21 protein-coding genes are annotated in these 21720 nt (G+C 68.9%); 7 read left to right on the top strand and 14 right to left on the bottom strand.

All coding sequences use genetic code 11. From position 1 onward, the window contains the following. Window positions 1–10: 10 nt before the first annotated feature. Window positions 11–1267, top strand: coding sequence for a lipoprotein-releasing ABC transporter permease subunit (locus QTI68_RS23495; RefSeq protein WP_286524982.1), 1257 nt, complete (start codon window positions 11–13; stop codon window positions 1265–1267). Next, window positions 1260–1937, top strand: coding sequence for a lipoprotein-releasing ABC transporter ATP-binding protein LolD (lolD, locus tag QTI68_RS23490; RefSeq protein WP_286524981.1), 678 nt, complete (start codon window positions 1260–1262; stop codon window positions 1935–1937). The genes QTI68_RS23495 and lolD overlap by 8 nt, the downstream gene beginning before the upstream one ends. Before the next feature lie 7 nt (window positions 1938–1944). Here the strand turns inward: lolD and QTI68_RS23485 are convergent, their stop codons facing one another. The 3 genes from QTI68_RS23485 to QTI68_RS23475 are packed head-to-tail and all read right to left on the bottom strand — an operon-like array spanning window position 1945 to window position 4655. Next, window positions 1945–2580, bottom strand: coding sequence for a dioxygenase family protein (locus tag QTI68_RS23485; RefSeq protein WP_286524979.1), 636 nt, complete (start codon window positions 2578–2580; stop codon window positions 1945–1947). Between the two features lie 31 nt (window positions 2581–2611). Next, window positions 2612–4204, bottom strand: a complete 1593-nt coding sequence (locus QTI68_RS23480) for an MFS transporter (protein WP_286524976.1) — start codon at window positions 4202–4204, stop codon at window positions 2612–2614. Between the two features lie 10 nt (window positions 4205–4214). After that, window positions 4215–4655 carry a carboxymuconolactone decarboxylase family protein gene (locus QTI68_RS23475; RefSeq protein WP_286524974.1) on the bottom strand — a complete coding sequence of 147 codons (441 nt, stop codon included), beginning with the start codon at window positions 4653–4655 and terminating at the stop codon, window positions 4215–4217. A gap of 97 nt (window positions 4656–4752) precedes the next feature. On the opposite strand from QTI68_RS23475, the gene pdxR reads away from it, so the two are divergent. Beyond that, window positions 4753–6186, top strand: coding sequence for a MocR-like pyridoxine biosynthesis transcription factor PdxR (pdxR, locus tag QTI68_RS23470; protein WP_286524972.1), 1434 nt, complete (start codon window positions 4753–4755; stop codon window positions 6184–6186). 4 nt (window positions 6187–6190) lie between these two features. Here the strand turns inward: pdxR and QTI68_RS23465 are convergent, their stop codons facing one another. From QTI68_RS23465 to QTI68_RS23420, 10 genes are all read right to left on the bottom strand, one after another. Further along, the gene (locus QTI68_RS23465; protein ID WP_286524971.1) at window positions 6191–6979 is read right to left on the bottom strand and encodes a transporter substrate-binding domain-containing protein; all 789 of its coding nucleotides are present in this window, start codon (window positions 6977–6979) and stop codon (window positions 6191–6193) included. A 49-nt stretch (window positions 6980–7028) separates the two neighbouring features. Beyond that, window positions 7029–7835, bottom strand: coding sequence for a maleate cis-trans isomerase family protein (locus QTI68_RS23460; RefSeq protein WP_286524969.1), 807 nt, complete (start codon window positions 7833–7835; stop codon window positions 7029–7031). Between the two features lie 124 nt (window positions 7836–7959). Next, window positions 7960–8718: an SDR family NAD(P)-dependent oxidoreductase gene (locus tag QTI68_RS23455; RefSeq protein ID WP_286524967.1), complete on the bottom strand. Its 759-nt coding sequence runs from the start codon at window positions 8716–8718 to the stop codon at window positions 7960–7962. Window positions 8719–8745: 27 nt separating this feature from the next. Further along, entirely contained in the window at window positions 8746–10386 is a 1641-nt protein-coding gene (locus QTI68_RS23450) for a bifunctional aspartate transaminase/aspartate 4-decarboxylase (protein WP_286524965.1), read from the bottom strand. Window positions 10387–10444: 58 nt separating this feature from the next. Next, a complete protein-coding gene (gene aspT / locus QTI68_RS23445; RefSeq protein WP_286524962.1) occupies window positions 10445–12133 on the bottom strand; it encodes an aspartate-alanine antiporter in 1689 nt (562 codons plus the stop codon). A 30-nt stretch (window positions 12134–12163) separates the two neighbouring features. Continuing rightward, a complete protein-coding gene (aspT, locus tag QTI68_RS23440) occupies window positions 12164–13879 on the bottom strand; it encodes an aspartate-alanine antiporter (protein ID WP_286524961.1) in 1716 nt (571 codons plus the stop codon). 161 nt (window positions 13880–14040) lie between these two features. Continuing rightward, window positions 14041–15081, bottom strand: a complete 1041-nt coding sequence (locus QTI68_RS23435) for a VWA domain-containing protein (RefSeq protein WP_286524960.1) — start codon at window positions 15079–15081, stop codon at window positions 14041–14043. Beyond that, the gene (locus QTI68_RS23430) at window positions 15078–16070 is read right to left on the bottom strand and encodes a DUF58 domain-containing protein (protein WP_286524959.1); all 993 of its coding nucleotides are present in this window, start codon (window positions 16068–16070) and stop codon (window positions 15078–15080) included. Before QTI68_RS23430 ends, QTI68_RS23435 begins: the two co-directional genes overlap by 4 nt. After that, entirely contained in the window at window positions 16051–17061 is a 1011-nt protein-coding gene (locus QTI68_RS23425) for an AAA family ATPase (RefSeq protein WP_286524957.1), read from the bottom strand. The genes QTI68_RS23430 and QTI68_RS23425 overlap by 20 nt, the downstream gene beginning before the upstream one ends. Window positions 17062–17094: 33 nt before the next feature. Next, window positions 17095–18072 carry a S1C family serine protease gene (locus tag QTI68_RS23420; RefSeq protein WP_286524956.1) on the bottom strand — a complete coding sequence of 326 codons (978 nt, stop codon included), beginning with the start codon at window positions 18070–18072 and terminating at the stop codon, window positions 17095–17097. 87 nt (window positions 18073–18159) lie between these two features. Here QTI68_RS23420 and QTI68_RS23415 point away from each other — a divergent pair, with 87 nt between their 5' ends. Both QTI68_RS23415 and QTI68_RS23410 read left to right on the top strand, forming a co-directional pair. Then, a complete protein-coding gene (locus QTI68_RS23415; RefSeq protein WP_286524955.1) occupies window positions 18160–19020 on the top strand; it encodes a TatD family hydrolase in 861 nt (286 codons plus the stop codon). Between the two features lie 124 nt (window positions 19021–19144). Then, entirely contained in the window at window positions 19145–19513 is a 369-nt protein-coding gene (locus QTI68_RS23410) for a hypothetical protein (protein WP_286524953.1), read from the top strand. 47 nt (window positions 19514–19560) lie between these two features. On the opposite strand, the gene QTI68_RS23405 is transcribed toward QTI68_RS23410, so the two are convergent. After that, entirely contained in the window at window positions 19561–20391 is an 831-nt protein-coding gene (locus tag QTI68_RS23405) for a mechanosensitive ion channel family protein (protein ID WP_286524951.1), read from the bottom strand. Between the two features lie 53 nt (window positions 20392–20444). Here QTI68_RS23405 and QTI68_RS23400 point away from each other — a divergent pair, with 53 nt between their 5' ends. After that, window positions 20445–20978, top strand: a complete 534-nt coding sequence (locus QTI68_RS23400; protein WP_286524949.1) for a DNA-deoxyinosine glycosylase — start codon at window positions 20445–20447, stop codon at window positions 20976–20978. Beyond that, window positions 20975–21718: a class I SAM-dependent methyltransferase gene (locus QTI68_RS23395; RefSeq protein ID WP_286524948.1), complete on the top strand. Its 744-nt coding sequence runs from the start codon at window positions 20975–20977 to the stop codon at window positions 21716–21718. The genes QTI68_RS23400 and QTI68_RS23395 overlap by 4 nt, the downstream gene beginning before the upstream one ends. Window positions 21719–21720: the final 2 nt, after the last annotated feature.

Genomic DNA, 21720 nt, shown 5'->3' with positions numbered 1-21720 from the left:
TTGTTTCCTTATGCGACTCCCCTACGAACTGCAACTCGGCTGGCGTTACACCCGAGCCGGCCGGGCCACGCGGCGCAACGGCTTCATCTCCTTCATCTCCGGCGTCTCGATGTTCGGCATCGCGCTGGGCGTGGCGGCGCTGATCATCGTGCTGAGCGTGATGAACGGGTTCCAGAAAGAAGTCACCGACCGCATGCTCGGCGTGATCTCGCACATCGAGATCTTCTCGCGCGACGGCCAGGCGCTGGGCGACATCGACGCCATCATGGCCGAGGCGCGCAAGAACCCCGAGGTCATCGGCGTCGCGCCCTTCGTCGCGGCGCAGGCGCTGCTGGCACGCGGCGAGGACATGAAGGGCGCCCTGATCCGCGGCATCGACCCGAAGCTCGAGCCGCAGGTGACCGACATCTCGACCACCGCCCAGCAGGGCGCGCTCGACAAGTTGGTGCCGGGCGAGTTCGGCATCGTGCTGGGCATCGAGCTGGCGCGCTCGATGTTCGTGCGGGTCGGCGACCAGGTCACGCTGGTGGCGCCCGGCGGCCAGGTCACGCCGGCCGGCGTGATGCCGCGCTTCAAGCCCTTCACCGTGGTCGGCACCTTCGACTCGGGCCACTACGAGTACGACTCGGCGCTGGCGATGATCCATGCCGAGGACGCGGCCCGCGTGTTCCGCCTCGAAGGCCCGACCGGCGTGCGCCTCAAGCTCAAGGACCTGCACCAGGCGCGCGAGGTGGCCGACCAGCTGGCGGCCACGCTGCCGGGCCAGTTCCTGATCCGCGACTGGACCCGCGCCAACAAGACCTGGTTCGCGGCGGTGCAGGTCGAGAAACGCATGATGTTCATCATCCTCACGCTGATCGTCGCGGTGGCGGCCTTCAACCTGGTCTCGACCCTGGTGATGACGGTGACCGACAAGCGCGCCGACATCGCGATCCTGCGCACGCTGGGCTCCAGCCCGAAGAGCATCATGGGCATCTTCGTGGTGCAGGGCGCGATGGTGGGCGTCATCGGCACCCTCGGCGGGCTGCTGCTGGGGCTGGGCATCGCCTACAACATCGATGTCATCGTGCCGGCGCTCGAACGCCTGTTCCATGCCAGCTTCCTGCCCAAGGACATCTACCTGATCAGCAAGATGCCGAGCGATCCGCAGCGCGGCGACATCCTGCCGATCACCATCATCTCGCTGGTGCTGGCCTTCGCCGCCACGCTGTACCCGAGCTGGCGCGCCAGCCGCGTCAATCCGGCGGAGGCACTGCGCTATGAATGACGTGGTGTTGAAGGTCCGCGGGCTGACCAAGCGCTTCCACGAGGGCCGCATCGATCTCACCGTGCTGCATGGGGTCGATCTGGATGTGCATGCCGGCGAGACGCTGGCCATCGTCGGCGCCTCCGGCTCGGGCAAGAGCACGCTGCTGCACCTGATGGGCGGGCTCGACGCGCCGACCGCGGGCAGCGTCGAGCTGCACGGCGAAAACATCGCCCATGTCGATGCCGCCGAGCAAGGCCGGCTGCGCAACCGGCACCTGGGTTTCGTCTATCAGTTCCATCACCTGCTGCCGGAGTTCAGCGCGCTCGACAACGTGGCGATGCCGCTGAAGATCCGGCGCACAGCGCCGACCGAAGCGAGCGCTTCTGCGGTCGCCATGCTGACGGCCGTGGGCCTGGGCGAGCGGGTGCAGCACCGGCCGGCGGAGCTGTCGGGCGGCGAGCGCCAGCGGGTGGCGATCGCGCGCGCGCTGGTCACCGCGCCCGACTGCGTGCTGGCCGACGAGCCCACCGGCAACCTGGACCGCGCCACCGCCGACGGCGTCTTCGCGCTGATGCTGCAACTGGCGCGCGACCGCGGCACCGCCTTCGTGATGGTGACGCACGACGAGAGCCTGGCGGCACGCTGCGACCGGGTGCTGCGGCTCACCGCGGGGCGGCTGGCCGACTGACGGCCGATCAGGCGGCGACGACGATCGGAAAGCTGGCCTTCCAGCCGTCCGGCGCGCGCTCGAAGGGCACGGTGAGCGCGGCGCGCTCGGGCTCCGAGAGGCGGCGCCAGAGTCCGTCGCGCACGTTGCCCGGCGCGCCTTCCACATAGAGCTGGGTGGTCAGCAGTTCGCGCGTGCCCAGCTTGACCTTGAAGTGGATGTGGGGCGTGCGCCCGCTGTAGGGCACCGGCCGGAGGGTGCGGAAGCGATAGCGTCCGTCGGCATCGACCGCCACCCGTCCGAAGCCCTGGAAGGCGCGATCGGCGCGGTCGCCGTCGCCCGGGTGATGGTAGTGGCCGGCCTCGTCGCACTGCCAGATCTCGACCTGGGCGCCGCGCAGCGCGCGGCCGTCGAGGTCGGTCACCGTGCCGTCGACCCAGGCCGGCTGGGTGGTGGCGTAGTTCAACGGTCCGTTGTGCAGCAGGTCGCCGTCGGTGTCGGCCGGCAGCGTGACCGGATAGAACGGGCCCTCGGTCTGCGAGGGTGTGGGGCGTCGCGGCGCCGCGGGCTGCGCGCGCGCGCCGATCCAGAAGGCCGGCAAGGCGATCACCGCGGCGGCGATGCTGCGTCGGGGCAGGCCCCGGGAGCTTGGCGAGGTGTTCATGGCGCGTCGAGCAACGCCTGGGAGGGGCGTTTCAGCGCGATGCTACTCGCAAGCAACGGCGTCTGCGGGCCGCACCGGCCTTTTGCGCCAGCCGCGCCACCAGCACCAGCGCGAGGCAGCTCGCGGCGACCAGCGTCACCAGGTGAAAGTAGTCGAGTGCCGCCATCCAGGTGGCCTCCTGCATCACCTGCTGGGCGAGCTGCGCCGTTGCGAACTGGGCGGCTTCGGCCGGGTTCCGCAGGCCGGACAGGTGGCGCGTCAGCTGCTCCAGCGTCGCGGCCAGCGCCGGGTTCGAGGGCGAGAGGCTTTCGGCCAGCCGTTCGAAGCGCACCGTGCTGCGCCATTGCAGGCAAAGCGTCGCCAGCGCGGTGCCGGCGGCGATGCCGAACTGCGCCAGCATGTTCTTCACCTGGTTGGCGTGCGAGAAGATGCGCTCGTCGCGCTGCAGGGTCTGGAACGCCTGCATCGCGGTCGTGGCCAGCGTGACGATCACGAAGGCGCCGTTGCCGAGCAGCGCCGGCAGCACGCTGCGCAGCGGATCGGCCGATTCGCTGAGGTGCGACAGCTGCCAGGCGCTCAGCAGCAGCGCGCCAAAGCCTGCGAGGTAGTAGCGCGTCGGACCGGGGCTGCGCGGCAGCAGCCTGGCCAGCACGATCCAGCTCGCCACGCCGGCGAGTGCACCCAGCCCCAGGAAGCGCCCGACCAGCTCGAGCGGCAGGCCCATCGCCCGCTGCAGCAGCAGCGGCAGCACCAGGTTGTTGGCGCCCAGCAGGAGATAGCAGAGGCCGAAGACCGCGAGTCCCGCCAGGTAGCGGCGCTGGGCCAGGTCAGCGATGCGGATCAGCGGCCGGCGGGCGCGCCTGGCCAGCCAGGCGGACAGCCCGAGCGCGGGCAGTCCGAGGGCGGCCAGTGCGGCCAGCGGCCGGCCGTCGGCGAAGAAGTCGAAGCCCGAGCGCTGCAGCCCGTGCAGCAGCAGGAAGCTGCCGCCCATCAGCACCAGCAAGGCGATCGGCTGCGAGGGCGCCAGGACCTCGGGCTCGATGCTGCGGCGGTCGTCGAGCTGCCAGGCGGCCAGCAGTGCCAGCAGCAGCGCCGGCACCGGCAGCAGCAGGAAGGCCGCGCGCCAGCCGGATCCGGCCAGCGCCAGCGAGGCCAGAAGCGGTCCGGCGGCGATGCCCCAGGCCAGTCCGGCGGCGAAGAAGCGGATGCCGGTGAAGCGGCGCGGCGACGGTGGAATGTGATTGACCAGCACCCGGCCGGCGGTCATGAAGGAGGCGCAGCCGAGGGCCATCAGGGACCGCCCGAGTCCGAATTGCAGCAGGCCTCCGGCGAGTCCGCAGACCACCGCGCCCAGGGCGAACAGCGCGCTCGCCGCCAGCAGCAGTCGGCGCCAGCCCAGGCGCTCGACCAGCCAGCGGTGCATCGCGATCGCGCCGATGGCGACCACGCCGTAGAGCGTCGCGATGGCGCTGAACTCCTCCGGGCTGGCGCCGATGCCACCCATCACCGGCGCCGCATTGAAGGCCACGATGCCGGTCTGCAGGAAGTCGCAGAAGGGCAGTGCGGCGATCAGCAGGTACAGCGGCAGCGTGCGGGACAAGGGTGCGGAAGCCGGGCGGAGCATGGTGCGCTGCCTACACGGTCAGGGTCTTGCGAAAGCCGATCGACAGCCGGTTCCAGCTGTTGATCACGCCGATCGCGAGCGTCAGGTCGACCCGCTCGCGCTCGCTGAACTCGGCGCTCAGGGCTTCGTAGTCGGCATCGGGCGCGTGCTGGGTCGCCACCAGGGTGAGGGCTTCGGTCCAGGCCAGGGCGGCCCGCTCGCGCGGGGTGAAGAAAGGCGTCTCGCGCCACACCGGGACGGCATACAGGCGCCGCTCGGTCTCGCCCTTCTTGCGCAGGTCGCTGGCGTGCAGGTCGACGCAGAAGGCGCAGCCGTTGATTTGCGAAGCGCGCAGCTTCACGAGGTCGAGCAGGGCGGGTTCGAGGCCCAGCTTGCCGACCGCGACCTCGAGCGCGATCAGCGCCTTCAGCGCGTCGGGTGAAGCCTTGTAGAAATCGAGACGTTGTTCCATGGTGTTGCTCCGTTGGGTGATGGGGATGGCGTCATGCTAAAAAGCCCCGGCCCCTTCGCGGGCGGCCAATCCGGGCCATTTGCAGGAGTCCAATCGCATGGAGTTGCACGTCGTCATCGACGGTGACAAGGACCTCGCCGGTCAGCTCTACCGGCAGCTCAGGGATTCGATCCGGGCCGGCCGGCTGGCGGCGGGCGAGAAACTGCCGCCGTCGCGGCTGCTCGCCGAGCAGCTCGGCCTGTCGCGCAAGACCGTGTCGGAAGCCTATGCGCGGCTCACCTTCGACCGGCTGCTGGTCGGCCGCGTCGGCAGCGGCACCTTCGTCGCCGACGGCGCGCGGTCCGCGCCGCCGCCGGCCGCGAGCCCGTCCTTCGCCGGCGCGGCCGTCGCCGAGCGCTGGCGCCGCATGGACACGCCGCTGCGCCATCCGGCGCCGGCCGGCAACTCGCGCTACGAATACATCGGCGGGGCGCCCGCGCGCAGCCTGTTCCCGCATGCCGAATGGCGCCGCTGCGTGCTGCACGCGCTGCGCGAAGGGGCGCGCTCGCGCGGCCTGTACGGACCGGTCGAGGGCATGCCGGTGCTGCGCGAGGCGATCGCCCGGCACGCCGCCTTTGCGCGCGGCGTGCGCTGCGGCGTCGACGACGTCATCGTCACCAACGGCGCCCAGCAGGCGCTCGACCTGGTGGCCCGGGTGCTGGTCGAGCCGGGCAGCCTGGTGGCGGTCGAGGAGCCCGGCTATCCGCCGGCACGCCTGCTCTTCGCCGCCCAGGGGGCCGAGGTGATGGGCATTCCGGTCGACGCCGAGGGCCTGCAGGTGGACCGGATCCCGGACGGCACGCGGCTCATCTACGTGACGCCGGCGCACCAGTTCCCGCTCGGCATGCCGATGAGCCAGCGCCGCCGCGAGGCGCTGCTGGCCCGCGCCCATGCGATCGGCGCGATCGTCATCGAGGACGACTACGACAGCGAATTCCGCTACGAAGGGCGACCCACCGACTCGCTGCAGAGCATGGACACGCGAGGCAGCGTCGCCTTCGTCGGCACCTTCTCGAAGACCCTGTCGCCCGAACTGCGCCTGGGCTATCTGATCGCGCCGCCGGCGATCCTGCAGGCGGTCTGCATCGCCAAGCACCTGAGCGACTGGCACACGGCCACGCCGGCCCAGTGGGCGCTGGCCAAGTTCATCGCGGACGGCGGCCTCCACAAGCACATCCGCCGCTGCCACGCGGTCTATGCCGAGCGGCGCGAGCGCATCATGCGGCGCTTCGACGGCGACCTGTCGCCGTGGTTCGAGCGGGTGCCGGCGACCGCCGGCATCCACCTGGCAGCGCTCTCCAGAAAGCCGATCGACATGGACACCCTGCTGAGGCTGGCGCGCCGGGTCGACGTCGGGCTCTACCCGCTGGAGGTCTTCTCGCACTTCGCGGCGACCCGCCAGGGCCTGATGCTGGGCTACGGCGCGATCGACACGGAGGACATCGATCCGTCGCTGGACCGGGTCCGCGACATCCTGCTGCAGATGGGCTGAGCCCTCACATCGGGATGTCGCCGACCGCGCGGCCCAGCCACCGGGTCGACATCCGGTCCGACTCGCCCGACTTGCGGGCCTCGACCACGATCTCGTTGATGCGCTCGCGCAGCTTGTCCTCGCCCTTCGGCACGCCGATGAAGTTGGGGCTCTGGCTCAGCATCAGCTTGTTCTCCAGGCCCAGCTGCGGCTGGTTCTGGATCAGCTTGGAGACCGCCGGCTGGCTGCTGCCCACCGCCGCCACCTGGCCGGCACCCATCGCGGTGATGGTGGCGGCATGGTCCTCGAAGCGCATCAGGTTGGCGCCCTTGGGCAGCACCTTGGTCAGCTCCTGGTCCTCGATGGTGCCGCGCGTCACACCCACCGACTTGCCGTCGAGATCGGCGAAGCTCTTGACGGCCAGCGTCTTGGGCGCGAACACGGCGCTGATGAAGGGCGAGTAGGCAGCGGTCGTGAAGTCGACCACCTTCTCGCGCTCGGCGTTGCGCGCCAGCGTCGAGATCACGATGTCGACCTTGCGCGTCTGCAGGTAGGGCACGCGGTTGGTGCTGGTCACCGGCACCAGTTCGGCCTTGACGCCGAGCTTGCCGGCCACGTAGCGCGCCATGTCGATGTCCAGTCCCTGCGGCTGCAGGTCGGTGCCGACGAAGCCGTAGGGCGGGTAGTCGGTGGGCACGGCGATGCGGATCACGCCGGTCTTGACGATGTTGTCGAGCGCGGTCTGCGCCTGGGCGCCGCCGGTGGCCAGCAAGGCGCAGGCCGCGGTGCAAAGAAGACGTCGAAAGGGTTGCATGGAGAAGATCCTCGGAGAGTTGGAAAGCAGGTGGAGACGAAGCGGAATGTCAGGCGCCGGCGGCGATGCGGCCGTCGAAGAGCTGCCCGTAGCCGGGTCGGGCGCCCGCGATCTGCAGCAATTCGAGGCAGTGCCAGAACGAGGCCTGCACGGCCGAGATGACCGGCTTGCCGAGCGCCTGCTCCAGCGCCTCGATGGCGCCGACCGAGCGGAAATTGGTGCAGCTGATGAAGATCGCGCTGGCTTCGGGATGGTCCACCGAGCGGACCAGGTCGTAGACCTGCGCGAGCGGCACCTCGGCCAGCGCGCGGTCCTCGTCGATGCGCAGGTTGGCATGGCGCACGACCGGGTGTCCGTTCTCTTCCAGGAAGCGAATCGCCTTGGCGTGCACCGCATCCACATAGGGTGTGGCGAGCGCGACCTTGCCGGCCGCGACCTTCCGCAGCGCCGCCAGCGTGGCGGTGGATGCAGTGTTGATCAACGGCCCGGGCACCCACTGCTTCATCTTGGCGATCAGCGCATGGTCGTAGGCGGTGCCGTGCAGGAACGAGGCGCTGGTGCCGCCGAAGCACAGCAAGTCGATGGGTGCCGAGCCCACCAGGCGCGCAGCCTGCGCCAGCTCGGGCGAATCCATCATCTCCTCGATGCCTTCCACCGTCACCTTGGGCAGCTTGATGCGCGTGGTGTGGACCGAAACGCCGGGCGCCGCCATGGCGGCCCATTCGGCATCCATGACGATGCTCGAGGCGATGTAGATCAGCCCGAGCCGGCACAGCGTGCCCGAGCCGTCGAAGCGAAAGTTGGGCGTTCCAGGGGGCGCGAAGGTGTTCGCTGGTTGTTCGCCCGTTCGAATCATCTGGTCTAGCTCCATGGCTTGGTTGCGATGGAGTCGATGATGTGGGCGCGCCGCCGCGCTAGAAAGTCGCCTTTTCCTTGCAGCTGCATCGGCTTTTCCGATGCCCGGCCGCGAGCGCCCAGCCCTATGCCGCGATCGAGTAGCCGCCGTCGACCGGGATCGCGGTGCCGGTCACGAAGTCCGACGCCGCGCTGGCGAGGAACACCGCGATGCCCGCCAGGTCTTCGGGCCGGCCCCAGCGGCCGGCGGCGGTGCGGGCCACCACCCGTTCGCTGAGCCCCGGCACCTGGGCCCGCGCGCCATCGGTCAGATCGGTCTGGATCCAGCCCGGCAGCACCGCGTTGACCTGGATGCCGTCGGCCGCCCACGATGCGGCCATCGCGCGGGTGAGCTGGACGATGCCGCCCTTGCTCGCGCCGTAGGCCGGCGCATAGGGGGCGCCGAAGATCGACATCATCGAGCCGATGTTGATGATCTTGCCGCCGCCGGCCGCCCGGAGGTGCGGATGCGCGGCCCGGCAGCACAGGAAGGCGCTGGTCAGGTTGGTGTCCATCACCTGGTGCCACTCGGCCAGCGCGAGCTGGTCCACGGGCTTGCGCACGGTCGTGCCGGCGTTGTTGACCAGGATGTCGAGCCGGCCGCAGCGCGCCGCGAGCTGGTCGAACAGCGCCGCGACCGAGTCCTCGTTCGTCACGTCGGCCTCGAGCGCGAAGCTGTCGCTGCCCGCCGCCTTCAAGGCGTCGACGGCCGCCGCCGATTTCTGCGCATTGCGCGCCGCCACCACGACGCGCGCACCCGCCCTGGCCAAGCCCAGCCCCATGCCGAGGCCGATGCCGCCATTGCCGCCCGTGACGAGCGCCACCTTGCCCTTGAGATCGAACATCCGTTGTCCTGCCTTTGCCGATGTGGGTTACTTCCTGCCCTTCTTCGCATTCTTCGGCCCGGCGGCGCCCTTGCTGCCGGCGCCGCTCTGCTTCTTCTCGTAGATCTCGTGGTATTCCGAGATCATGGTGCGAATGGACTTGCCGATGTTGGCATAGTCGTACTCGTTGAGATTGGCCAGCGACACGCGCCCCGACGCGTGCGGCGTGCCGAAGCCCCGGCCCGGCAGCAGCACGACCCCGGTGTCCCGCGCCAGCCGGAACAGCGCCTCGTTGGGCCTGAACTGCTTGATCGCCCAGGTCGCGAAGGTCGCGTCGTACATCTGCGTGATGATGTCCTCCATGTCGAGCAGGTGGTAGTAGCGCACCGAGTTCGGATCGAACACCATCGGAATGCCCAGCTCCTTGTAGAGCGCCTGCTTGCGACGCAGCACGATGCGCTTCATGGCCGCCTTGTAGGCTTGCGGCTCGTCCATCAGGGAGAACAGCGAGAACATCACCATCTGCGCCTGCACCGGCGTCGACAGGCCCGCCGTGTGGTTCAGCGCCACGGTGCGGCTGTCGGCCACCAGCCGGTCGATGAACTTGAGGCCGCGCGGATCGGTGGTGATCGAGCTGTAGCGCTCGTCGAGTTCCTTGCGGGTCGCTTCGGGCAGCGCGGCGATCCGGCGGTCGAGGATGTTGTCCTCGTGCGTGGCGACCACGCCCATGCGCCAGCCGGTCGCGCCGAAGTACTTCGAGAACGAATACACCAGGATCGTGTTGTGCGGGCACATCGCGAACAGCGAGGTGAAGTCGTCGGCGAAGGTGCCGTAGACGTCGTCGGTCAGGATGATGAGGTCGGGCCGCTTCTTGACGATCTCCACGAGGGTCGCCAGCACCTCGTCGCTCATCCGCACCGAGGGCGGGTTGCTCGGGTTGCACAGGAAGAAGGCCTTCACCTTCGGGTCGAGCAGCTTCTGCAGCTCCTTCTTCGTGTACTGCCAGTTCGTTTCCGGTCCGCACTCGATGTTCATCTCGACCAGCCGGTAGTCGTTGAGGTGCGGGATCTCGATGTAGGGCGTGAAGATCGGCATGCCGAGGGCGATCGTGTCGCCGGGCGCGATCAGGTGGTTCTCGCGCAGGCTGTTGAACAGGTAGGTCATCGCCGCCGTGCCGCCCTCGACCGCGTACATGTCGAACTTGCCGACGAAGGGGTGCGTGCCGATCATCTCGCGGTGGATGTAGTGGCCGACGATGATCTCCGACAGCCGCAGCATGCGGTCGGGCACCGGGTAGTTGCAGCCCAGGATGGCCTCGCACATCTCGTAGATGAAGTCGCCCGCCGACAGGCCCAGCTGGTCGCGCACGTAGGAGACCGCGGCCTCGATGAAGCGCACGCCGGGCACGTCGCGATGCGTGCGGGTGAAGATCTCGAAGCGCGCCTCGATGCCTTCGCGCTGGGGAAATCCGCCGACGTCGTCCATGTAGACGTAGGAGCGCTCGGCTTCGCTCATCGCGAACAGCCCGAACTGGAAGAAGCCGTGCCGCGGCGTGGTGGCCAGGAAGTTCGGATTGCCGCGCCCGGCATTGAGCATCAGCCGGTCACCCGCGGAAGCGACCTTGATCAATGCATCCTTGAGTTCGAACGGGCTCAGGTTGCCCATGTTCTCGACGTCGCTGAAGTCCATGATTGCTCCTTGGGTTTTCGGGGTGCGGAAGAAAGTAAGAGGACGGGTTCGGCTGCGCTCAGGCGAGCGCCACGATCAGCGGCCCGAGCAGCGTGAGCAGCACGTTCGCGAGCGCGTACGTGATCGCGAACGGAACCGTGGGAATGGCGTTCTCGGCCTTGTCGAGCACTTCGCCGAAGGCCGGATTGGCGCTGCGCGAGCCCGACAGCGCGCCGGCGAAGATCGCCACGTTGTCGTAGCGCAGCAGGTAGCGGCCGATCAGCATCGTGAGGATCATCGGCACGATCGTCACCACCACGCCGACGCCGAAGATGGTCAGGCCGTGCGCCTTGATGGTCTCCACCGCCTGCAGGCCCGAGGACAGCCCCACCACCGTCACGAAGCCGGCCAGGCCCAGGTCCTTGAGCAGCTGGGCGGCGCTGGACGGCAGCGCGCCGAAGGTCTGGCGCTTGGCGCGGAACCAGCCGAAGAGCAGGCCCGACAGCAGCGCACCGCCGCCGCTGCCGAGCGTGAGCGGAATGTCGCCGAGCTTGACGCTCACCAGCCCGATCAGCAGGCCGACGACCAGGCCGGCGCCGAGATAGACGAAGTCGGTCTTGTGGGTCTGCACGATCACTTCGCCGATGCGCGCCGACACCCGCTTGAGGTCCTGCTCGGCGCCGAAGATCGTCACCATGTCCCCGACCTGCACCACCGTGTCCGGCTTCAGCGGCAGGTTGGTGCCGGCGCGGCCGATGCTCACCAGGAAGACGCCGTGGCGGGTGGCGCTGGTCGTGGCGTCGCGGATCTCGCCGATCGTCTTGCGGTCGAGGTTCTTGTTGGTCAGCACGATCTCGCGCCGCTGCATGGTGAGCTCCATGCCTTCGATGTCGTAGAGCTCCTTGCCCAGCATCGAGGCGCTGCTCACGACGGCCTCGCGCCGGCCGACCACCAGCACGATGTCGCCCTTCTGCAGCCTGAGCTCGGGGCCGACCTCGATGAACCTGCCGTCGCGCTTGACGCGCTCGATCGTGATGTTGGTGTCCGGCGTCTCGAATTCGATGTCGTGCACCGTGCGGCCGGTGTCGGCGGCCAGTTCGTAGATGCGTCCCACCAGTGCCGGCGCCGCCGCCTGCTGGTCGGGGCCGAGCGCGGCCTGGCCGGCCTGCATCGCGGTCTCGGCCGCGATCGCATCGTCCCGGATCGAGCGCCCCATGAACTTCGGCAGGATGTTGACGCACACGATGATGGCGCCGAAGGAGCCGAACACATAGGTCACCGCATAGCCGATCGCCACGTTGCCCTGCAGGCGCTGCGTTTCGTCCGCCGCCAGGCCGAGCTTGGCGATCGCGTCGCCGGCCGTGCCGATGATGGCCGATTGCGTGAGGCCGCCCGCCGCCACCCCCGCCGCCAGCCCCTTGTCGAGCCCGCACAGCTTCGCCATGACGATGACCGTCGCCAGGCCGGTGGCCGCCATCACCACGGCGAGCACGATTTCCTTGATCGACTGCCGGCCGAGCGAACTGAAGAACTGCGGCCCGCTCTCGAAGCCCACCGCGTAGATGAACAGCGCGAACAGCACCGCCTTCACGCCGGCGTCGACCTGTACGCCGACCTGGCTGACCACCACCGCGACCAGCAGCGAGCCGGCCACCCCGCCGAGCTGGAACTTGCCGAACTTGATCTTGCCGATCCAGTAGCCGACGGCGAGCGACAGGAAGAGCGCCATTTCCGGCGATCGCTTGAAGAGGTCGTGAAGCCATTCCATGGTGGTGGTTCCTTTCGAAAGCTTGTGGCGTCAGCCCGCGTTCAGCACCCCGACGATGCCCACGATCAGTGGCCCCATGAGCGGCAAGATCACGTTCGAGATCGCATAGGTGATGGTGTAGCCCAGCAGTGGCGTCGTGTTGCCGGCCACGTTCTGGATCGCGCTCAGCGCCGGCGTGCTGCATTGCTGGCCGGCGATGGCGCCGAGCAGCACGGGCGTCTCGATCTTCAGGAAGCGCCGCCCGACGAACAGGGAGACGCAGGCCGGCACCACCGCGATCGCGATGCCGAGCAGCGGCAGCGCCACGCCGAACTTGCGGATCAGCGTGAGCGCCTGCGGCCCCGACGCCAGCCCGACGCAGGCGATGAAGGTGGCGAGCCCGATGTCCTTCATGAGCGACAGCGCGCCTTCGGGAATGCTCAGGCGGTGCGGGTTGCGGGCCTGGAACCAGCCGAACACCAGGCCGGTGAGCAAGGCCCCGCCGCCGGTGCCGAGCGCGAACGGAATGCCGCCGAGCTTGATGCTGAAGCCGCCGATGAACACGCCGAGCAGGATCCCGGCCGCCATGTAGCCGATGTTGCTGCGCGTCGAATGGACCACCGGCAGGCCGAACAGCGGCACGACCCTCGGCATGTCGGCGGCCGGCCCGTAGAGCTTCAGCAGGTCGCGCTTCTTCAGCTGGAGGTCCGGCAGCAGCGGCATGGCGTGGCCGTCGCGAACCACGCCCACGACGTGCAGGTTCTGCGGCAGCCTGGGGAGCGCGCTGATCGCTCCGACGCGATCGGCCTTCAGCACGCGCAGTTCGCGATCGAACCACTCGGGCCGGTTCAGCATCACCTCGACGGTTTCGATCACGGCGTCGAAGTCCGCCGTGTCGGCGCACTCGCGCCCGACCTGGCCGGCCACCTCGACCATCGCGCCGCGCTGGCCGATGACGAGCACCCGGTCCCCGGCTTCGAGGCGCAGCGAGGCGTCGACTTCGAGGAACCGGTCGCCGCGCTGGACGCGCTCGATGCCGACCCGCCGCTTGAAGGGGTCCATCAGCGCGCCGACCGTGCGGCCCTGGCCCGCCCCGACCTCGAACACGCGGCCCACCATCTCGGGCACTGCCGGCGCGGCGTCGCCGCTGTCGTCACCGCCGCCCATCGAACGCCAGAGCTTGTCGGCTTCCTCGCGCAGGTTGATGCGCAGCAGCAGCGGAAAGATCTGGCTCGTCACCACCACGATCGTGATCAGTCCGAACACATAGGTGATCGAGTACGCCGTCACCACGTTGGCCTGCAATTGGCGGATTTCATCCGGCGGCAGGGCCAGCTTGGAGATCGCGTCGGTCGCCGTGCCGACCACCGCCGATTCGGTGGCGGCGCCGGCCATCAGGCCCGCCGCCGTACCCTGGTCGAAACCGAACATCCTGGTGGCGCCGACCACCAGCGCGATCACCACCACCACCTCGACCAGGCACAGCAGTCCCATGCGCAGGCCCTTGGCATCCAGGTTGGCGAAGAACTGGGGCCCGCCCGCGTAGCCGAGCGCGAAGATGAAGAGCATGAAGAAGGTGTTCTTCACGCCGTCGTCGAGCGTGATGCCGAGCTGCCCGACCAGCAGCGCGACGATCAGGGTGCCGCAGACGCCACCGAGCTGGATCGGGCCGAAGCGGATCTGGCCGAAGGCATAGCCCAGCGCCAGCACGCCGAAGAGTGCGATTTCCGGGTGCGCGCGCAGGATGTCGGCAAGCTGACTGAACACGTGGCAGATCCTCCAGTGCCACGGCTTGGCGCATGCGCGCGGCCAGAGCGCCGCAAAGGCGCCTGGCCGGGCGCCTTGAATTTAGGGCGGCTGGGAGGATGGGCGCAACCCGACCAAGGGGCAGGCCGGCCTGCACCAAGGTGCAAGCCGCGCGCGCCGCGCTACAGGATGCGATTGAACCAGAGCAGCGACAGGCCGGCCGACAGCAGTGCCAGCGCGGCGGCGCCCATCGCGAACAGGGCGGAGATCTCGGTCTCTTTCTTCTCGACCGTGAGCCGCGAGCTCAGGGTGTTGTAGACCTTCTTGAGGTCGTTGGCGGTGCCGGCATAGAAGTATTCGGCCGAGGTCTTGTTGGCGATCGCCTTGAGCGTTTCCTCGTCGAGGCGCACCCGCATCGACCAGCCCTCGAAGCCGATGGTCTCGCCGTCGACCGTGCCGATGCCGACCGTGTAGACGCGCACGCCGCGCTCGGCCGCCACCTTGGCCGCATCGAGCGGATCGACCCCGGTGGTGCGCTGGCCGTCGGTCAGCATGATGATCGCGGCCGAGGTGTAGGAGCCCGGCGCGACCGGCGTGAACTCCTTCGGCGGCGGCTTGCCGGCGCGGTCGATGGCGACGCCGGTCTGCCGGCTCTTGGGCGAGAAGTCGGAGATGTCGATGCCGGCGTCGGGGAACAGCGTGGCGAGCGACACCACGATCGCATTGCCGGTGGCGGTGGCGCGCTGCAGCTGGAAGGAGTCGATCGCGGTGACCAGGTCGTCGCGGTTGGTGGTCGGCAACTGCGCCACCTGCGCGCTGCCCGCGAAGGCGACGATGCCGACCTTGACGGTGCGCGGCAGCTCTTTCAGGAAGCTCTTGGCCGCCTCCTGGGCGGCCACCAGCCGGTTCGGCTGGACGTCGGCCGCGCGCATGCTGCCCGATACGTCCATGGCGAGGATGATGGTCTGCTGGTTCGACGGCAGCACCACCACCGCCATCGGCCGCGCGGCGGCGATCAGCATCGCGGTCAGGGCCAGCAGGAACAGCAGCGGCGGGATGTGGCGCCGCACGCTCTGGCCGGCGCTCATGGCCTCGCGCACGATCGACAGGCTGGCGAATCGCAGCGCCAGCTTCTTCTTGCGCCGGATCAGCCAGAGGTACAGCAGCACCAGCAGCGGGAGCGCCAGCAGCAGCCAGAGGAATTGAGGCCAGAGGAAGTTCATGCGGCCACCATCTTGGAGTTCGATTGTCCGCGCCTGACGCGGCGCTTGCGCATGTCCGCGAAGCGCACGATGGCTTCGACCAGGTCGTCCGCGGTCGAGAGCTCGAGCGCGTCGACGCCGATCTTGGCCAGCGCTTCGCGCAGGGCGGCTTCGCGCTCGGCGGCGATGCGCGCGAAGCGCTTGCGAAAGCCCGCGTCATGCGTGTCGACCCACAGCTGCTCGCCGGTCTCGGCATCGCGCAGCGGCACCAGGCCGAGGTCGGGCAGCTCGAGCTCGAGCGGGTCGAACAGGCGCACGGCGACCACGTCGTGGCGCTGGACCAGGTGCGACAGCGCCCGCTCCCACCCGGGCTCGGTGACGAAATCGGAGACCACGAACACCGTCGAGCGGCGCGGGATCAGCACGGCGGCGGACTTGAGCAGGTCGGCCAGCCGGGTCATGCCCTTCTGGTCGGGCACGCGCTCGGCCGAGCGGCGCTCCATCGCATGCAGCAGGTGCAGCACATGGCGCCGGCCGGTGCGGGGCGGAATGACGGCTTCGACGTCGTTGCCGTAGACCATCGCCCCGACCCGGTTGCCGTGGCGCGTCAGCAGGCGCGCGATGACGCCGACGAAGCCGGCGGAGATCTCCCGCTTGGCCTTGACGCCGGAACCGAAGTCGACCGAGCGGCTCAGGTCCAGCACGAACCAGGCCGCCATCTCGCGGTCTTCGGTGAAGACGCGCACGTGCGGTGTCTGCAGCCGCGCCGTGACGTTCCAGTCGATGTGGCGCACGTCGTCGTGGTGCTGATACTCGCGCAGGTCGGCCAGGTCCAGGCCGGTGCCGCGCATCAGGGTGCGGTAGTCGCCCTGCAGCAGGCCGTCGAGCCGGCGGATCACTGTCCATTCGAGGCGGCGCAGCGCCCGCTCGACGCCGCTGGCCGCGGCCTCGACCGCCGCGAGCTGCTCGTCGTTCGCGGCCTTCCCGCGCTTAGGCCACCAGCTTTTCATGCTCTAGCGGCTTGGCTGGCGCGGGCACGGCCCGCATGATCCGGTCGACCAGGCTGTCGGGCGTCAGGCCCTCGGAGAGGCCCTCGTACGAGAGCGTCACGCGATGCCGCAGCACGTCGGGCACCAGCGCGGTCATGTCCTCGGGCAGGGCGTAGCTCCGGCCCCGCAGCAAGGCCAGCGCGCGGGCGCCCTGGGTCAGGTTGATGCTGGCGCGGGGGCTGGCGCCGAAGGTGATGAAGCGCCGCATGTCCTTCAGGCCGTGCTTCTCGGGGGTGCGCGTGGCCGACACCAGCCGGACCGCGTACTGGATCAGCGAGGGGTCGACATAGACCCGCTGGGCCTCGGCCTGCAGGACCGCGAGCTGGTCGGTGGTGGCTACCGGCACGGCTTCGACCGGCGGGCCGATCACGCGCTCGACGATCACGAACTCTTCCTCGTCGCTCGGGTAGTCGACCAGCACCTTCATCATGAAGCGGTCGACCTGCGCCTCGGGCAGGGGATAGGTGCCTTCGGTCTCGATCGGGTTCTGCGTCGCCATCACGAGAAAGGGGCGCGGAACCTTGTGGGTCTCGCCGGCGATCGTGACCTGGCGCTCCTGCATGACCTCGAGCAGCGCGCTCTGCACCTTGGCCGGCGCCCGGTTGATCTCGTCGGCCAGCAGCAGGTTGGCGAACACCGGGCCCAGCGAGGTGCTGAACTCGCCGGTCTTCTGGTTGTAGATGCGGGTGCCGACCAGGTCCGCCGGCACCAGGTCGGGCGTGAACTGGATGCGCTTGAACTGGCCGCGCACGGTGTCGGCCAGGGTCTTGACGGTGAGCGTCTTGGCCAGTCCGGGCACGCCCTCGACCAGCAGGTGGCCACCGGCCAGCATCGCGACCATCACGCGTTCGAGAAAGCGGTCCTGGCCGACCACCACGCGCTTGACCTGATAGAGGATCTGCTCCATCAGCTCGGCCGTGACCGGGGAGGGCGATTCGAACTCTGTGCTCATGGTGGGCGCTTTCTTCGGTGGGGGTCGATGGAATCAGAAGGGTGGCGAGCCGGCGGCGGTGGCGGCGTTCTCGATCGGCACCGCGAAACCGATGCCGATGAAGGTGCGCTGCTGGGTCGGGTTCAGGATGGCGGTCACGATGCCGAGCACCTCGCCGTCCATGTTGATCAGCGGGCCGCCCGAGTTGCCGGGATTGGCGGCCGCATCGAACTGGATCAGGTTGCCGAGTTCCTGCTTGCCTTCGGGCGAGCGGAAGGAGCGGTTGAGGCCGGACACCACGCCGGCCGAGACCGACGGGCCGATGCCGAAGGGGAAGCCGACCGCCACCACCTGGTCGCCGGGCATCAGGTCGGCGGTCGAGCGCATGGTGGCCGGGATCAGGTCGTCGGGCAGCTTCTGCGCCTGCAGCACGGCCAGGTCGTTCTCGGGCTGCAGGGCGGTGATGGTGGCCGGCGATTCGAGGCCGTCGGCGAAGGTGACGCGGATGCTCTCGGCGCCCGCGACCACGTGGAGGTTGGTCAGGATCACGCCCTTGTCGACGATCACCACGCCGGTGCCGACGCCGCGCTCGACCTGCTTGCCGGGCACTTCGTCGGTGGCTTCGGGCGGCTTGCCCTTGGCCATGTTGCGGCCGCGCTTCTCGGTCTTGGCCTCGGGCGTGGTCTTTTCGGTGCCGTAGCCCACCACGCGCACCACGGAGGGGCGGATGATCTCTGCCGCCCGGGCCGCGGGCGAGGGCAGGGACTGGGTCTGCAGCGTGCGCAGCACGGCCGCGTCGATGTCCTTCTGGGTCAGCGTCTGCATGCCGTGGCGGGGCCACAGGTAGGCGCCGGTGCCGCCCATGGCGACGATCATGGCGAGCAGCAGGCCGAAACTGCGCCGGCCCGGTTGCCAGGGCGGTCGGGGTGTCTTCGTCGGGGCCTGGGCCGACTCGCCCTCGGCGGACGCACCGGGTGCGGCCGCATCCTGCGGCCCTCGGGGTGAGCGGCTGTAGAAAGCAGGCCTGCGCATGGGCACCTCCGGTCAAAAGAGAGTCGGCGTAGCAATCACGGTAGCACGCTTTCCGCGGCCTTGCATCCCTTCGGGCATCATCTCGCGATGCCCTTCTTCGTCGACACCCACTGCCACCTCGATGCGCCGGAATTCGGAGCGGAGATGCCCCGCATCCGGGCCCGCGCAAGTCAGGTCGGCGTCGGGTTCTGCGTGATTCCCGCGGTGGCCGCGTTCAACTTCGGGACGGTGCGCGAACTCGCGCACCTGCAGGGCGACGGCTACGCGCTGGGCATCCATCCGCTGTGCACCGACGGCGCGCGCGACGAGGACCTGGCACTGCTCGACGACGAACTGGGCCGCCGTCGCGACGACCCGCGGCTGGTGGCGGTGGGCGAAATCGGCCTCGACGACTTCGTTCCGGGCCTGGACGCCGGCAAGCAGGAGCGCTTCTTTCACACTCAGTTGCAACTGGCGCGCAAGCACGGGCTGCCGGTGATCATGCATGTCCGCCGTTCGGTGGACAAGGTGCTCAAGCACCTGCGCCAGGTGGCGCCCGGTCAGCGCTGGCAAGGCATCGCGCATGCGTTCAACGGCAGCGAGCAGCAGGCACAGGCGTGCATCGACCTGGGGCTGAAGCTGGGCTTCGGCGGCGCCGTGACCTTCGAGCGCGCCCTCCAGCTGCGCCGGCTCGCCGCCACGCTGCCGCTGGAGGCGATCGTCCTGGAGACCGACGCGCCCGACATCCAGCCGCACTGGCTCTACCGGACGCAGGCGCAGCGGGACGCAGGCGAACCGCAGGGGCGCAACGAGCCCGGCGAACTGCCGCGCATCGCGGAGGTGGTGGCGGGCCTGCGCGGGATCGAACTGGCCGCCCTGGCGGAAGCCACCACGCGCAATGCCGCCGCCGCGCTGCCGCGTCTGCATCCGCTGATCGGCCTGTCGGCCGACCGGCCGGACCGCACGTAGGCGAAGGTCCCGATTTGGCCCGGGCCCTGTGCGACAGCGGTTTTTGGTGTCATCCTTTGGCCCCGTGCACCCGTTGCATGACAGTGGCAAGCCAGTCACTCCAACTCATACAAGGAGCTTTCCCATGAATTCATCCATCGTTCGTACCCTGCCGGCCGCGCTGGCCCTGGCGGTCGCTTGCATCGGCGGCGCGGCGGTCGCGCAGACCACCACCCAGAAGGCCGAGAACGCAGGCGAGAAGGCCTGGGACGCCACCAAGAAGGACTCCGAGAAGGCCTGGGATGCGACCAAGCACGGTTCCGAAAAGGCCTGGGACGCGACCAAGCACGGCACCAAGAAGGCCGTGAAGGCCACCGAAAAGGGCGCCAAGGCGACCGGCAAGGCGGTCGACAACGTGGCCAGCGATGCGGCCGCGGGCACTCGCAAGGTGGGCGACAAGATCGGCGAGAAGATTCCCGGCACGGAGCAGAACGCAGCCGCCAAGAAGCCCTGAGCGGCTCGCCCGGCCTCAAAGAAAAAACCCGCCGCGGCGGGTTTTTTTCATGCCGTGGCCGGCGGCGCGACGGTGCGGTGGACCAGCGGTGTCTCGGGCGTCGGATAGCCGGCGGTGCCGAAGGTGCTGACGATCGCCTTGTGGGTGTCGAAGTACACCTGCCAGTAGTGGTCGGTGTGGGTGTAGGGCCGGACCGCCAGCAGCGGCCCTTCGGGCGTGAACTGCAGGATCTCGACATCCGGCGGCTGCTCGGTCGAGACGTTGGCGATCCGGCTCACCGCTTCCTTGAGCAGCGCGATGGCCTGGACGGGGTCGACGCCGTTGGCGATCTTGGCGGTGACGTCGACCCGGCGGAACGGCAGCTGGCTGAAGTTCTGGATCGGGTCCGAGAGCACCTTGTTGTTGCCGACCGTGGTGATCACGTTGTCGGGCGTGACCAGGGTGGTGCCGAACAGTCCCAGTTCCTTGACGGTGCCGGTGATGCTCCCGCCCACCGTGACGAAGTCGCCGACCCGGTAGGGCCGCAGCACCTGCAGGAACACCCCGGCGGCGAAATGCGTGAGCAGGCCGCCCCAGGCCGTGCCGATCGCCAGTCCGGCGCCGGCCAGCAGCACCGCGAACGAGGTGGTGCGCACGCCGAACATGTCGAGGATCGAAAGGATCAGGACGATGTTGAGCAGCACACCGAGAATCGACACCAGGTAGTGGCTCAGGGTGGGATCCATCCGCTTGCCGCGCTCCAGGGCCTTGGCGACCAGGCGCTGCGCCAGGCCGATCAGCCAGCGGCCGACGGCCCAGGCGATCAGGGCGCCGATCACTTTCAGGCCAAAATCCACGCCTTGCGTCGTCAGGAAAATCCAGATCGCTTCCGTATTCATTTCTTCTCCTCGCAGGCGCCGATGCTTCGGCCGGCCGTGCAGCGTTCGTCGTTATGAATAAGCCGGTCTCGCGCCCAGGCGACGCCAAGGCCGTGCTCACGGGGCTCGCGCCAATCGTTTCCGGGAACACCGCCTTGTTGATCCTCGGCAGCTTTCCTGGAGCCCGGTCGATCGCGCAGCAGCGGTATTATGCGCACCCGCAGAATCATTTCTGGAAGATTTTGCAGGCGCTGTGGCCCGGAAAGCCGCTGCCAGCGGGCGAAGACAGCTATGAAAAGCGTAGCGCTTGGCTGCTCGACCGCGGCCTGGGCGTGTGGGATGTCTATGCCAGCTGCGAACGCGAAGGCAGCCTCGATTCGGCCATCCGCGACCCGGTTGCGAACGACATCTCGAGCCTGCGGCTGCCCCGGCTCGCCGCCATCGCGCACAACGGCGCAGAGAGTTTCCGGCATGCGCGGCACACGCAGGCGCTGGGCGTGCCGGTGCACCGGCTGCCTTCGTCGAGCGCGGCCAATGCGAGCTGGCCCTTCGATCGCAAGGTCGAGGCCTGGCGCGAAGTCTTTGAAAGGTATCTGGTCATTCCATGAAGCTCTCCCTTCCCGAGGTCAATTTCTCCGACTGGGGCGACGTCCGCTACCTGCACCTGGGCACCGAATGGGTGCAGGGTTCGATGAAGCTCGATGCACCTTTCGAGATCGAGCTCGAGTACGTGCAGCGCATGATGGCCTGGCTGCTGTTCGTCGACCCCGCGTGCGTCGCGAAGCTGCATGCGATGCAGCTCGGCCTGGGGGCGGCGAGCCTGACCAAGTTCTGCCGCAAGACGCTGCGCATGCGCACCACCGCGGTCGAGCTGAACCCGCAGGTGGTGGCGGCCTGCCGCGGCTGGTTCAAGCTGCCGGCCGACGACGCCAAGCTCGAGATCGTGGTCGCCGATGCCGCCGCCGAAATCCGCAAGCCGCGCTGGCACGGCACGGTCGACGCGCTCCAGGTCGATCTCTACGACCACGAGGCGGCGGCGCCGGTGCTCGACAGCGAGGCCTTCTATGCCGATTGCCGTGCGCTGCTCACTGAGGACGGCGCGATGACGGTCAATCTCTTCGGCCGCTCGTCGAGCTACGAGCGCAGCCTCGAGAAGATCGTGGCCGCCTTCGGTGCCGAGGCGGTCTGGGCCTTCAAGCCGACGCGCGAGGGCAACACCGTGGTGCTGGCCCAGGCGAGCGCCAGCCGTCCGAAGCGTCCCGCGCTTGCCGACCGGGCCCAAAGCATCCAGACTCGCTGGGGCCTGCCTGCGCCGAAGTGGCTGCGGGTGTTCAAACCGCAGAGTTGACC

Origin of the sequence: Variovorax sp. J31P207, from assembly GCF_030316965.1 — a bacterium.
Taxonomy (GTDB): domain Bacteria; phylum Pseudomonadota; class Gammaproteobacteria; order Burkholderiales; family Burkholderiaceae_C; genus Variovorax; species Variovorax ginsengisoli_B.
This window is presented reverse-complemented; position numbering and strand designations above follow the sequence as displayed.